At 57.4% G+C, this 12,693-nt stretch carries 11 protein-coding genes and 1 pseudogene; 4 read left to right on the forward strand and 8 right to left on the reverse strand.

The features are described 5' to 3' along the window. Positions 1-45: 45 nt before the first annotated feature. The gene (locus BLU37_RS07235) at positions 46-1,677 is read right to left on the reverse strand and encodes a GMC family oxidoreductase (RefSeq protein WP_090203589.1); all 1,632 of its coding nucleotides are present in this window, start codon (positions 1,675-1,677) and stop codon (positions 46-48) included. A gap of 135 nt (positions 1,678-1,812) precedes the next feature. Here BLU37_RS07235 and BLU37_RS07240 point away from each other — a divergent pair, with 135 nt between their 5' ends. After that, positions 1,813-2,700, forward strand: a complete 888-nt coding sequence (locus BLU37_RS07240) for a LysR family transcriptional regulator (RefSeq protein ID WP_090203593.1) — start codon at positions 1,813-1,815, stop codon at positions 2,698-2,700. Positions 2,701-3,029: 329 nt separating this feature from the next. Here the strand turns inward: BLU37_RS07240 and BLU37_RS07245 are convergent, their stop codons facing one another. From BLU37_RS07245 to dnaA, 7 genes and pseudogenes are all read right to left on the reverse strand, one after another. Continuing rightward, positions 3,030-3,629: a hypothetical protein gene (locus BLU37_RS07245; protein ID WP_090203596.1), complete on the reverse strand. Its 600-nt coding sequence runs from the start codon at positions 3,627-3,629 to the stop codon at positions 3,030-3,032. Further along, positions 3,626-4,747 carry an ImmA/IrrE family metallo-endopeptidase gene (locus BLU37_RS07250; RefSeq protein WP_090203598.1) on the reverse strand — a complete coding sequence of 374 codons (1,122 nt, stop codon included), beginning with the start codon at positions 4,745-4,747 and terminating at the stop codon, positions 3,626-3,628. The genes BLU37_RS07245 and BLU37_RS07250 overlap by 4 nt, the downstream gene beginning before the upstream one ends. A 67-nt stretch (positions 4,748-4,814) precedes the next feature. Beyond that, a pseudogene (locus BLU37_RS29740) lies at positions 4,815-5,002 on the reverse strand (M48 metallopeptidase family protein); the annotation flags it as partial. A gap of 106 nt (positions 5,003-5,108) precedes the next feature. Beyond that, positions 5,109-7,526 (reverse strand): DNA topoisomerase (ATP-hydrolyzing) subunit B, encoded by a 2,418-nt coding sequence (gene gyrB / locus BLU37_RS07260; RefSeq protein ID WP_090203601.1) that lies wholly within the window; start codon positions 7,524-7,526, stop codon positions 5,109-5,111. A 4-nt stretch (positions 7,527-7,530) separates the two neighbouring features. Further along, positions 7,531-8,634, reverse strand: a complete 1,104-nt coding sequence (gene recF, locus BLU37_RS07265) for a DNA replication/repair protein RecF (protein ID WP_010447561.1) — start codon at positions 8,632-8,634, stop codon at positions 7,531-7,533. Positions 8,635-8,669: 35 nt separating this feature from the next. Further along, a complete protein-coding gene (gene dnaN / locus BLU37_RS07270; RefSeq protein ID WP_010447564.1) occupies positions 8,670-9,773 on the reverse strand; it encodes a DNA polymerase III subunit beta in 1,104 nt (367 codons plus the stop codon). Between the two features lie 38 nt (positions 9,774-9,811). After that, entirely contained in the window at positions 9,812-11,335 is a 1,524-nt protein-coding gene (dnaA, locus tag BLU37_RS07275) for a chromosomal replication initiator protein DnaA (RefSeq protein WP_090203604.1), read from the reverse strand. A gap of 566 nt (positions 11,336-11,901) precedes the next feature. Between dnaA and rpmH the strand changes: the two genes are divergently transcribed. The 3 genes from rpmH to yidD are packed head-to-tail and all read left to right on the forward strand — an operon-like array spanning position 11,902 to position 12,692. After that, positions 11,902-12,036, forward strand: coding sequence for a 50S ribosomal protein L34 (gene rpmH / locus BLU37_RS07280; RefSeq protein WP_003213577.1), 135 nt, complete (start codon positions 11,902-11,904; stop codon positions 12,034-12,036). Between the two features lie 16 nt (positions 12,037-12,052). Then, on the forward strand, positions 12,053-12,454 hold the full coding sequence (rnpA, locus tag BLU37_RS07285) for a ribonuclease P protein component (RefSeq protein WP_026007482.1): 402 nt from the start codon (positions 12,053-12,055) through the stop codon (positions 12,452-12,454). Continuing rightward, on the forward strand, positions 12,447-12,692 hold the full coding sequence (gene yidD / locus BLU37_RS07290; RefSeq protein WP_010447577.1) for a membrane protein insertion efficiency factor YidD: 246 nt from the start codon (positions 12,447-12,449) through the stop codon (positions 12,690-12,692). The genes rnpA and yidD overlap by 8 nt, the downstream gene beginning before the upstream one ends. Position 12,693 lies beyond the last annotated feature (1 nt).

Genomic DNA, 12,693 nt, shown 5'->3' on the forward strand with positions numbered 1-12,693 from the left:
ACGGTGCGGCGATCCGACTTGCCCGCGCCTACAAGATCGCGCTGTTCACGCCATCACCGCCTGTGCACCTACGCGCACGTCCGCCAGGATCATCTGCGCGGCTTTCTCGGCAATCATCACCGTCGGCGAGCAGGTGTTGCCCGAAGTGATCTGCGGCATGATCGAGGCATCCGCCACCCGCAGGCCGGGTACGCCATGCACTCGCAAGCGGGCATCGACGACATCCAGTGCAGTGTTGCCCATCCGGCAAGTACCCACCGGATGAAAGATGGTAGTCCCGATCTTCGCCGCCGCTTCGTGCAACTGTTCCTCGGTCTGCAACGCCGGGCCGGGTAGGTACTCCTCGGGTGAATATTGGCGCAGGGCAGGGGAGGAGACGATCTGCCGGGTCAGACGAATGGATTGGGCGGCGACTTTCAGGTCTTCGGGATCACTGAGGTAATTGGGATCGATCAGCGGCGCATCGTCCGGGTTGGCCGAGCGGATATCGATCCGGCCACGGCTCTGCGGACGCAGGTTGCACACCGAGGCGGTGAAAGCCGGGAAACGATGCAGTGGCTCGCCAAAGCGCTCCAGCGATAATGGCTGCACGTGATATTGCAGATTCGCTGACGCCTGCTCCGGGCTCGATTTGACGAACGCCCCCAGCTGACTCGGGGCCATCGCCAACGGTCCACTGCGATCATAGAGATAACGCAGGCCCATGCCGGCCTTGCCCCACAGGCTGTTGGCCATTTGATTGAGGGTACGGGCATTGCTCAGTTTGTAGATCAGCCGCAGTTGCAGGTGATCCTGCAGGTTCCCCCCCACGCCTGGCAGTTCGTGACGAACACCAATCCCCAGGCTTTCCAGCAACGGACGCGGGCCGATGCCGGAACGTTGCAGAATCCCGGGTGAGCCGACCGAACCGGCGCAGAGGATGATTTCCCGGCGGGCTGAAAACGTGTGTTCCTCGCCCTGCCAACGGGCCACAACCGCGCTTGCCCGGCCACCTTCCAGACTGACCCGGTCAACCTGAACGTCAGTCAGGATGGTCAGGTTGGGGCGTTTGAGCGCCGGCCGCAGGAACGCCTTGGCCGAGTTCCAACGCACGCCGGAACGCTGGTTTACCTGAAAGTATCCACAGCCCTGGTTATCACCCGTATTGAAATCACTGACGCTGGCGATACCGTTTTCCGCAGCCGCCTCACGGAAAGCATCGAGGATCGGCCAGGAATAACGTTGCTGTTCCACCCGCCATTCACCCGCGTCACTGTGGAAATCGTCAGCACCGCCGAAGTGGTTTTCGCTGCGCTTGAACAGCGGCAGCAGGTCCTTCCAGGCCCAGCCCGGATTACCCTGCTCGGCCCAGTGGTCATAGTCGCCGGCCTGGCCACGCATGTAGATCATGCCATTGATGGAGGAACACCCGCCCAACACCTTACCCCGGGGATAACTCAGGCTGCGGCCTTGCAGGCCGGGTTGGGATTGGGTCTTGAAGCACCAGTCGGTACGGGGATTGCCGATGCAGAACAGGTAGCCCACTGGAATATGAATCCAGGGGTAATTGTCCCGGCCACCGGCTTCGAGCAGCAGCACCTTGTTGCTTGGGTCGGCAGAAAGCCGATTGGCCAGTACGCAGCCAGCAGGTCCGGCACCGACGATCACATAGTCATAGGGCAAATGGGGAGATGCCATCGCAGACCTCGCCTTTATTGTTCTTGTATAAGCCCATGTTATTGATTATTTTCGGGATGAAAACCTTCGTTTTTGCGCAAGTGCTGTGCGTTTTCAAGCAAGGCAAGTGAACCCCACGATTCACAAGGAAGCTCCATGTTTGACTGGAATGATCTGCGTTTTTTCCTGGAGCTGCAGCGCAGCGGGCGCTTGCTGATTGCGGCCAAGCGGCTGAACACTACTCATAGCACCGTGGCCCGGCATATCGAAACCATTGAGCAGAGCCTGGGCACCGCGCTGTTCGTCCAGCATGCCCAAGGCTACGAACTGACACCTGCAGGCCAGGCCCTGCTCAAGCATGCCGAGGCGATGGAGAACGTCGCGCTGCTGGCTCAGGAGGAGATCACCCAGGCCATTGCGCCGCTGGGCAAGATTCGCCTGGGGGTTACCGAAGGCATTGGCATCATGTTTCTCACTTCACGCCTGGGAACGCTGTTCGAGCGCTATCCGGGGCTGGAAGTGGAGCAGGTGGCGGTACCGCGTTTTGTCAGCATCCTCAACCGCGAAGCGGAAATCAGCATCCATCTGGACCGTCCGCATGCCGACATGCTGATCACCCGCAAGCTCACCGACTACCGCCTGGCGCTCTATGCCAGTCCCACCTACCTGGCCCGGGCGCCGCGCCTGAAGAGCCGCGACGACCTTGCGCAGCATCAGTGGATCGGCTATGTCGACGACTTGCTGTTCAGCCAGGAATTACTCTTTCTCGATGACTTCTGCCGCTCGCCCAACGTGATTTTCCGCAGCACCAGCGTCATCGCCCAACAGATCGCTGCCCGAGCCGGACTGGGCATCGCGGTGCTGCCCAACTACATGGCCAAGGACGACCCGGAACTGGTGCGGATACTGCCCCAGGAGACGATCCAGCGCAGTTACTGGATGAGCACTCGCCGGGAGCTGCACAAGTCGGTACGGCTGAGAGTGGTGTGGGATTTTCTGCTGGAGCTGTGCGCTTCGGAGCAAGTAACTTTACTTGCAGAATAGATAGCGGCTGACTCTATTTCAGTTTCTTGGCCGCAGCTTCGAGTTGTTTGATGCTTTTCTCAGGGATAGGTAGATCTTCATAACGAGCATAACGCGAGAGATGGACATCATTCAGGTCCCGTTTCGAACCAGATCCCAAAAGGACCATTTTGTTGGAGTCAACGAAATGGTCTTCGACACTGTGATGACTAGGTGTTTGGCAGTCTCAATCCAATAGAAAAATTGACCAACCGCGCGCGGGCATCCGGCCAAACCTCTCCGTAACGTGGGCCTAGTAGCAACTCAGCTACTTGCACAGGTGTCCGGGATCAGTTGACCACTACACTTTCTTAAGCCTTACCAAAGAGCTTGGGAAAGGTTGAGTGCTTGGCTTCGCGCCAGGTTTCGGTCAAATCACCATTGAGTTCAAGGGCCTCAAAAATTTCCCTAACCTGATCGTTGGTGATCAATTTTGCCGTCAGCATTTTTTTCAGCAACTCATGGCCATGCCAAATCGTAATGCCAAAGTCGGCGGCCAATTGATGCATCCCCAAATCATCGGTGACCACAATGGCATCTCTGATTTGACCGAAGGCCAGAACTCGACAGTCTGTTGATGACGGAGGAGAGCGCTTACGTGTGGTATAGGCAACCGGGTTCATCAAAACCCAACCGTGCAATACGCTTTGTGCTGCATCCAGCTTGGCCTTTTCTTCCGCCTTGAGGCGCACCTGCTTCGCCCCGCGTTCAGCAGCTATATCCTCGCCGTCGAACCAAGGGTATTTAAACTTCAGCGCACCGTTACGATGCACTTCCGTCTCTACGTCTTTCAGAATGGTCAGCACATAGTTTTTTTGACCAAACGCGACGCCAAGCATCGGCCTTACACGCTTGGCGAGACGGAGATAGGCATTCGTATCTAGCAGTACCAGCGTCTGCGCAGAACTCAACTCACCAGTTCCTCATGGATCCCAATCGCATCCACAAGTGAAATGTCCATAATCTGCTGAACATAAGATGCGCCCGTGCCGTGTTCACGAATCATGCACTTCAGCGCATGGAAAAACGCCGACTGGAAGACGTTTTCTGCGGCAGCAATGTAATGCGCAGGCTTAGGCGGAGCAGGGTCAAACAAGAGCGCACTCACCCATTGAGGTGCTGAGCTGTTCCGTACAGCATGAATGGTCTTATCAGCCACTCGTAGCGGCTGGAGCTGATGCTCCTGTGCATAAGCCTGAACCTGATGGAACACCGTGTTCAACGAAATCTCATGCTGTACCGCGAATTTTTGCAGGACGGGAATTTCCCCAGCAGCGCCAGACGCTTTCGCCGCTTCGGCATACGCTAGCTCAGCGCAGGCTTCCGGAAACAGTAGTGCACCTGCAAAAGCATCGGCAAAATCTTCCCCTTCATCGCTTCCGGCTAGCTCTGGGGTATAGACATGCGCCAGCTCGTGGGCCATCCAAAATTTGAAGTCTTCCAGTTTCGTATCCAGGTTGACGAATACAAACGTCACGTCAGAAGACGGCAACAAAATATGCAGCGCATTCTTGTGCTGCTGTTTTTGTCCCCAGAGCACCGGCACGAGCACAGCACCACACGACTTGAATTCACCAATCAGCGCTTGGTAACCAAGGACGCTGCGCTCACCCATTCCCAGCTTACTGCGTACCTGTAATGCATCGCTTTGCAGTCGTGCATATGACGTAGATGGTGAAGATATTTGAGTACGCAAGGTCGGCAGTTTTGGCAGAAAGTCCACGAGGGGCTTAAGCAAACCACCGATGCCGATAGCCTTGGCAATGTGCGCATCCGTGGTCTTGGTTCCGGCTCGCTTACGGAAAGCCACGATAGGCTGATCCTTGGGCGGCTCTACCAACTGAGCAAAAGGCAGATGTAGGGTTGTCGCCAGCTTGAGCAGTTTGTCTGGGCGCGGGAAATCCTTACCTTTGAACCAGTTGGTCACGGACTGTGCCGAAACCCCCAACTGTTCCGCTAGGTCTTTTTGTGTCCAGCCACGCTGGGCTAGAGCCGCGCGGAGCGACTCGACATGAAGGGTATTTTGCATAGCTGACCAGTGTAGTGCCCTGTTCAAAAAAATCAAGTTTAATCAAGTTTAGATAGCCATGGCACCCTCACACCGCATCCCCAAAAGCATCCTGCTCCAGCACCTTATGCTGCCTCTGCCAATCCAGCATATGGCTGGCCACTAGCGCCCCAAAAAGCCTTTGTATGGTTTTTCCACGGTATGGCACAGCTCATGGACGATGACGTAGCCCTGCACGCTAGCCGGTAGCTCCATCACACGAGGATGAAACTCCAGAATAACAAAACCCCGGCAGACCTTTCAGTCAACCGGGGTTTGCCAAGAGGAGGGCAGTAGGCCATTAACTTTGACCGAACCACCTCACTTTGCCCACCTACACCGATCAGAAGTCCAGGTTAGACACCGCCAAGGCATTGCTCTCGATGAAGTCGCGGCGAGGTTCCACCGCGTCGCCCATCAAGGTGTTGAAGATCTGGTCCGCACCGATGGCGTCTTCGATCGTCACTTTCAGCATCCGGCGGACAGTCGGGTCCATGGTGGTTTCCCACAGCTGATCCGGGTTCATCTCGCCCAGACCTTTGTATCGCTGGATGGTGTGGCGCTTGGTGCTTTCAGCCATCAACCAGTCCAAGGCTTCCTTGAATTCGCGCACGGCTTTCTTGCGTTCGCCACGCTGGATGTAGGCACCTTCGTCGAGCAGCGAGCTCAGTTGCGCGCCCAGGGTGACCACGGTCTTGTAGTCGTTGCTGCCGAAGAAGTCACGGTTGAAGGTGACGTAGCTCGACAGGCCGTGGGAGATCAGTTCGACCTCAGGCAGCCAGATATTACGCTCGCGATCTTCGCGCAGGCTGGCCTTGTAGACCAGGCCGGACTTCTCGTTCAAGCGCAGGCGAGCCTCGTACTGAGCCAGCCAATCCTGCATGGCCGAATGGTCGCCCAGTTGCTCAAGGCTTACCGCCGGCAGGTAGATGAAGTGCTCGGTCAGCTCCTGTGGATAGATACGCGACAGGCGCTTGAGAGTCTTCATCACCATGCGGAAATCATTGACCAGACGCTCCAGGGCCTCGCCGGAAACACCCGGTGCACCTTCGCCCAGGTGCAGGCTGGCATCTTCAAGGGCCGACTGCGTCATGTATTCTTCCATGGCATCGTCGTCCTTGATGTACTGCTCCTGCTTGCCTTTCTTCACCTTGTACAGCGGTGGCTGGGCAATGTAGATGTAGCCGCGCTCGATCAGCTCCGGCAACTGACGGAAGAAGAAGGTCAGCAGCAGGGTACGGATGTGCGAACCGTCGACGTCAGCATCGGTCATGATGATGATGTTGTGATAACGCAGCTTCTCGATGTTGTACTCTTCGCGACCGATGCCACAGCCCAGCGCGGTGATCAGCGTGCCCACTTCCTGGGACGAGATCATCTTGTCGAAACGGGCTTTCTCGACGTTGAGGATCTTGCCCTTGAGCGGCAGGATCGCCTGGGTACGACGGTTGCGACCCTGCTTGGCGGAACCGCCTGCGGAGTCACCCTCGACCAGATACAGTTCGGAAAGGGCAGGGTCCTTTTCCTGGCAGTCCGCCAGTTTTCCCGGCAGGCCGGCAATATCCAGTGCGCCTTTACGGCGGGTCATTTCACGCGCCTTGCGCGCCGCTTCACGGGCACGGGCGGCGTCGATCATCTTGCCGACCACCAGCTTGGCTTCGTTGGGGTTTTCCAGCAGGAAGTCGGAGAAGTACTTGCCCATTTCCTGCTCGACCGCACCCTTGACCTCGGACGACACCAGCTTGTCCTTGGTCTGGGAACTGAACTTGGGATCGGGCACCTTGACCGAGATGATCGCGGTAAGACCTTCACGAGCATCATCACCGGTGGTGGCGACCTTGTGCTTCTTCGCCAGACCTTCCTGCTCGATGTAGTTGTTCAGGTTACGGGTCAGCGCGGAACGGAAGCCCACCAGGTGGGTACCGCCATCACGCTGGGGAATGTTGTTGGTAAAGCACAGCAGGTTTTCGTTGAAGCTGTCGTTCCACTGCAGGGCGACTTCAACACCGATTCCATCTTCACGCTGGATGTTGAAGTGGAACACCTGGTTGACCGTGGTCTTGTTGGTGTTCAGGTATTCGACGAAGGCACGCAGCCCCCCCTCGTACCTGAAAACCTCTTCCTTGCCGGTGCGCTCGTCACGCAACAGGATGCCGACACCGGAGTTGAGGAAGGACAGTTCGCGAATCCGCTTGGCCAGGATGTCCCAGCTGAAGTGGATGTTCTTGAAGGTTTCGGCGGAAGCCTTGAAGTGGATCTGGGTACCCGTGGTTTCGCTGTCACCGACGATCGCCATCGGAGCCTGAGGTACGCCATGGACGTAGGTCTGTTCCCAGATCTTGCCGCTGCGGCGCACGGTCAGGACCAACTCTTCGGACAGGGCGTTCACTACCGAAACACCCACACCGTGCAGACCACCGGAAACCTTATAGGAGTTGTCGTCGAACTTACCGCCGGCGTGCAGTACGGTCATGATGACCTCGGCTGCGGAGACGCCTTCTTCCTTGTGCACATCAACCGGGATGCCGCGACCGTTATCGCGAACGGAGATCGACTCGTCCGGGTGAATGGTCACGCAGATATCGTCGCAGTAGCCAGCCAGTGCTTCGTCGATGGAGTTGTCGAGCACCTCGAACACCATGTGGTGCAGACCGCTACCATCATCGGTGTCGCCAATGTACATACCGGGACGTTTGCGTACGGCATCCAAACCTTTCAGCACCTTGATGCTGGTCGAGTCGTACGTATTTTCTTCGCTCATGCCTTCACTCCCGATGGTCGTGGATCTGGGTGATACAGCCTTGTTCCACGTGGAACAAAGCAACTGGCGTTTCCGTCTGCCAGCCTTCCCTCAGTAATTCGTGGTCTACACAGGTGATGAATACCTGGCAGCGTAATTCGTCTAGCAAGCGACATAATGCACGGCGATGCTGGTCGTCCAGTTCGGACGGCAAGTCATCCACCAGATAAATACATTGTCCACGCCGGGCCTGGCTGACCAGATGCCCCTGGGCAATGCGCAGCGCACAGACCACCAACTTTTGCTGACCCCGCGACAGAATGTCTGCGGCATTGTGTGCACCCAATCGGAGGCGCAAATCAGCTCGCTGTGGTCCGGCTTGGGTATGACCCATTTGCTGGTCCCGCTGTAGGGAGGAGGCGAGCACGTTGCTCAGCTCTTTTTCCTTGTCCCAACCACGGTAATAGCTCAGCGTCAGCCCCTCGAGCTCGACCAGCTCGCTCAAGGTCTGCTCAAAGACTGGTTTCAAGGCTTTGATATAGGCGCGGCGGTATTCATCGATTTCGGCACTGGCCAGGCACAGTTCCCGGTCCCAGGCCGCTTGCGAAGCGGCGTCAAGTGTACCATGCCGCAGCCATGAGTTCCGCTGCCGCAGGGCCTTCTGCAAGCGCTGCCAGGTCGACATGAAGCGTGGTTCCACGTGGAACACTCCCCAGTCGAGGAACTGTCGGCGAATCTTCGGGGCACCTTCCAGCAAACGGAAACTGTCCGGGTTGATCAGTTGCAGCGGCAGAATTTCCGCCAGTTGAGCTGCGCTCCTGGCGTTCTGGCCATCGATGCGGATCTGGAATTCACCCTGGCGATCACGCGATATCCCCAAGGCACTGTGTCCCCCTTCGGCGAGTTCGACCTGGCCGAACACCGTACACGCCAACTGCTCGTACTGAATCACCGGCAACAGGCGGGTACTGCGGAACGAACGGGCCAACCCCAACAGGTGGATCGCTTCCAGTACGCTGGTTTTTCCGCTGCCGTTGGCGCCGTAAAGGATATTGATGCGCGGGGAGGGGGAGAAGGTCACCGGGTGCAGGTTGCGCACCGCGGTGACCGAAACACGACTGAGGGACATCTAGCGTGTGCTGAACATAGAAAGAAGGGGCACGGTTACAGACGCATCGGCATGACGACGTAGGCCGAATCGTCATTGTCCGATTCCTGCAGCAACGCACTGCTATTGGAGTCGGACAGGATCAGGCGCACCTGCTCGGTGGTCATCACGCCCAGCACATCCAGCAGGTAGCTGACGTTGAAACCGATTTCCAGGGAGCCACCGTTGTAGTCGACGCCCACTTCTTCTTCCGCTTCTTCCTGCTCCGGGTTGTTCGCCTGGATCTTCAATTGACCACTGGCCAGTTGCAGACGGATACCGCGGTACTTCTCGTTGGACAGGATCGCAGTGCGGCTGAAAGCTTCACGCAGGGCCTGGCGATCGCCCAGTACCAGTTTGTCGCCACCTTTTGGCAGGACGCGCTCGTAGTCGGGGAACTTGCCATCGACCAGCTTCGAGGTGAAAGTGAATTCGCCAGTGGTCGCGCGGATGTGGTGTTGGCCGAGAACGATGCTGACATTACCTTCCGGCTCGGTCAGCAGGCGGGCCAGTTCCAGAATACCCTTGCGCGGCACGATGACCTGGTGCCGATCCGGCTGACCGATGTCGGCCTGCATGGAACACATCGCCAGACGGTGACCATCGGTGGCCACGGCGCGAATCACACCGGCGGACACTTCGAGCAGCATACCGTTGAGGTAGTAGCGCACATCCTGCTGAGCCATGGCGAAGCTGGTACGCTCGATCAAACGGCGCAGCTTGCTCTGCTCCAGGCTGCAGGTCAGCGAGCCCGGACCTTCTTCCACGGTCGGGAAGTCGTTGGCCGGCAGGGTCGACAGGGTGAAGCGGCTACGGCCAGCCTTGACCACCAGTTTCTGCTCGTCGACCTTGATGTCGATCAGGGCATCGTTCGGCAGGCTTTTGCAGATATCCATCAGCTTGCGCGCCGGCACGGTGATTTCACCGGGTTCGGCAGGCTCCTCGAGCTGGACGCGGCCGACCAGTTCGACCTCCAGGTCGGTACCGGTCAGCGACAGTTGCTGGCCTTCGACGACCAGCAGCACATTGGAAAGTACCGGCAAGGTCTGGCGGCGCTCGACGACGCCTGCGACCAGTTGCAGGGGTTTCAACAGGGCTTCGCGTTGAATGGTGAAATGCATGGTCTAGTCCCTTGCCTTAATAAGCTGCGCTGCAACTCTCAAGTGGTCAGTGTACGCAGCAGGTTCTTGTAGTCCTCGCGGATGTCCGCGTCGGATTCCTTTAGTTCGTTGATCTTGCGGCACGCATGCAAGACGGTGGTGTGATCACGCCCACCAAAGACATCGCCGATTTCAGGGAGGCTGTGGTTGGTCAATTCCTTGGACAAGGCCATGGCCACCTGACGCGGGCGAGCAACCGAGCGCGAGCGGCGCTTGGACAACAGATCGGAAATCTTGATCTTGTAGTATTCGGCCACGGTGCGCTGGATGTTATCCACAGACACCAGCTTGTCTTGCAGCGCCAGCAGGTCTTTCAGCGATTCCCGGATCAGCTCGATGGTGATGTCGCGCCCCATGAAGTGCGAGTGGGCAATCACCCGTTTCAGGGCACCCTCCAGTTCGCGAACGTTGGAGCGGATACGCTGGGCGATGAAGAACGCTGCATCGTGAGGCAGTTCGACCTTGGCCTGATCAGCCTTCTTCATCAGGATCGCCACACGGGTTTCCAGCTCGGGCGGCTCGACCGCAACGGTCAGGCCCCAGCCGAAACGCGATTTCAAACGCTCCTCCAGACCTTCGATTTCCTTGGGATAGCGGTCACTGGTGAGAATCACCTGTTGGCCGCCTTCGAGCAAGGCATTGAAGGTGTGGAAAAACTCTTCCTGCGAGCGTTCCTTGCGGGCGAAGAATTGAATGTCATCGATCAGCAGCGCATCCACCGAACGGTAGAAGCGCTTGAATTCGTTGATGGCGTTCAGTTGCAGGGCTTTGACCATATCCGCGACGAAACGCTCCGAATGCAGGTAGACCACCTTGGCATTCGGGTTCTTCTTCAACAGGTGGTTACCCACAGCGTGCATCAAGTGGGTTTTACCCAGGCCGACGCCGCCATAAAGGAACAACGGGTTGTAGCCATGCTTGGGGTTATCCGCCACCTGCCAGGCCGCAGCGCGAGCCAGTTGGTTGGACTTACCTTCGACGAAGTTCTCGAAGGTGAAGGTACGGTTCAGGTAACTGGTGTGCTTGAGAGCACCCTCGACCTGGACCGTACGCTGTTCGGCACGTACGGGAGCCTGTTGCGAACCGGCGCCAGCCATCGGGTCGAAGCTGTCGCGGGATGGCTCTTCGCTGACCTCGGCCACTTCCTTCGGTAAGGAGGCTGACGCTGCCGGGGCGACCGCAGGTACGGTTGGCACCGCCGCTGTAGCGCTGGCGGCCAAGGCCTGGGAGGCGGCGGCCGCCAGAGGCGCGTTGGGTGCAGCACGTGGAGCCGAACTGCGTTTGCTGCCTATTAATAAGGAAAGGGCAGGCGCCAGACCATTGCCATGCTCGTTCAACAGTTCGAGCAAACGTCCCAGGTACTTTTCATTCACCCAGTCGAGCACAAAACGGTTCGGTGCATAGACACGCAACTCGTCGCCTTCGGCTTCGACCTGTAGTGGACGGATCCAGGTGTTGAATTGCTGGGCAGGCAGCTCATCACGCAGAAGCTCCACGCACTGCTGCCAAAGTTCCACTGACACGGATATCCCCTAAGTTGAAAGCCGGTGAGGCAAAAACAAGCGGCCATTGTACCGGCAGGCCGAGCACTTATCCACATGTCGATTGCAGGGAGCACCCGGAGAATCAACCGCTTATCTGTGAACAAGGCGACCAGCGGTATGTGAATAAGCCCTGTGGATAACCGCCCTTGAGGTCGTTGCACAAGTGGGGGCGAAAGTCTGTGGGTAACCACGCTGTGGATAAAAGCCCTTTTCACCCACACCTTATACGCCTGCGCAGCACAGGCAGAGCACCGTTTCCCCACCGTGTTGTCATTCTCTGTACAGTAGGTGTTTTATGGCCTACAGGTACTTATCCACAGATAATGGCTGCCTAAGCTTCTATAAGCTTTACAGAAAAGCTTTAAATAACTTCGCTTCTTTATTTCTATATCTGGACGTCGAGTGGATCAAGCACAGGGGGTCGAATACCTGTAGGAAGGAAAAGCTGGTTGGAAATTGACCTGAGGGCTTGCTTTCTCTAGAATCGCCGGTCTCTTAAAACGGGGGCCATTCCGGCCCGTTGTGACGAACCAGGTAGCAACGCCATGAAACGTACTTTCCAACCCAGCACTATCAAACGCGCCCGCACCCACGGTTTCCGTGCTCGCATGGCAACCAAAAACGGTCGTGCCGTCCTGTCGCGTCGCCGCGCCAAAGGCCGTGCCCGTCTGGCAGTTTGATACTCCGGCACTGGTGGTGAGTCAGGACTTCAGTCGGGAAAAGCGTCTGCTTACTCCACGACACTTCAAGGCAGTCTTTGACTCCCCCACCGGCAAGGTTCCGGGGAAAAATCTCCTGCTCCTTGCGCGCAACAACGACCTCGATCATCCCCGCCTGGGGCTGGTTATTGGTAAAAAGAGCGTCAAGCTCTCCGTTGAGCGCAATCGCCTCAAACGTCTGATGCGTGAATCGTTCCGTCTGCACCAGGATCTACTGGCGGGCTGGGACATCGTTATCGTCGCGCGCAAAGGTTTGGGGGACGTAGAAAGTCCCGAACTGATTCAGCATTTCGGCAAACTGTGGAAACGCCTGGCCCGTAACACGCCTGCGGCCGCAGTCAAAACCGAACCTGCGGGGGTAGACAGTCCTGATGCGTAAACTGGCACTCGTTCCGATCCAGTTTTATCGCTATGCCATCAGTCCCCTGATGGCCAGTCACTGTCGTTTCTACCCCAGTTGTTCCTGCTACGCGTACGAAGCCATCGAAAATCATGGACTTCTGCGCGGTGGCTGGCTGGCCTTTCGTCGTTTAGGTCGCTGTCATCCGTGGAATGCCGGTGGTTATGACCCGGTTCCACCTCTTCCTACCTCCCGTTCTTCTTCGATGGCCGAGTAAT

It is taken from the genome of Pseudomonas asplenii (assembly GCF_900105475.1).
In the GTDB taxonomy this organism is placed as follows: Bacteria; Pseudomonadota; Gammaproteobacteria; order Pseudomonadales; family Pseudomonadaceae; genus Aquipseudomonas; species Aquipseudomonas asplenii.

What these genes read in the sequence shown, in the direction of transcription:
- BLU37_RS07240 (WP_090203593.1), top strand. Translation starts at nt 1,813, where the DNA reads ATGTTTGACTGGAATGATCTGCGTTTTTTCCTGGAGCTGCAGCGCAGC.
- recF (WP_010447561.1), bottom strand. Translation starts at nt 8,634, where the DNA reads ATGTCCCTCAGTCGTGTTTCGGTCACCGCGGTGCGCAACCTGCACCCG.
- rpmH (WP_003213577.1), top strand. Translation starts at nt 11,902, where the DNA reads ATGAAACGTACTTTCCAACCCAGCACTATCAAACGCGCCCGCACCCAC.
- dnaN (WP_010447564.1), bottom strand. Translation starts at nt 9,773, where the DNA reads ATGCATTTCACCATTCAACGCGAAGCCCTGTTGAAACCCCTGCAACTG.
- yidD (WP_010447577.1), top strand. Translation starts at nt 12,447, where the DNA reads ATGCGTAAACTGGCACTCGTTCCGATCCAGTTTTATCGCTATGCCATC.
- BLU37_RS07250 (WP_090203598.1), bottom strand. Translation starts at nt 4,747, where the DNA reads ATGCAAAATACCCTTCATGTCGAGTCGCTCCGCGCGGCTCTAGCCCAG.
- gyrB (WP_090203601.1), bottom strand. Translation starts at nt 7,526, where the DNA reads ATGAGCGAAGAAAATACGTACGACTCGACCAGCATCAAGGTGCTGAAA.
- BLU37_RS07235 (WP_090203589.1), bottom strand. Translation starts at nt 1,677, where the DNA reads ATGGCATCTCCCCATTTGCCCTATGACTATGTGATCGTCGGTGCCGGA.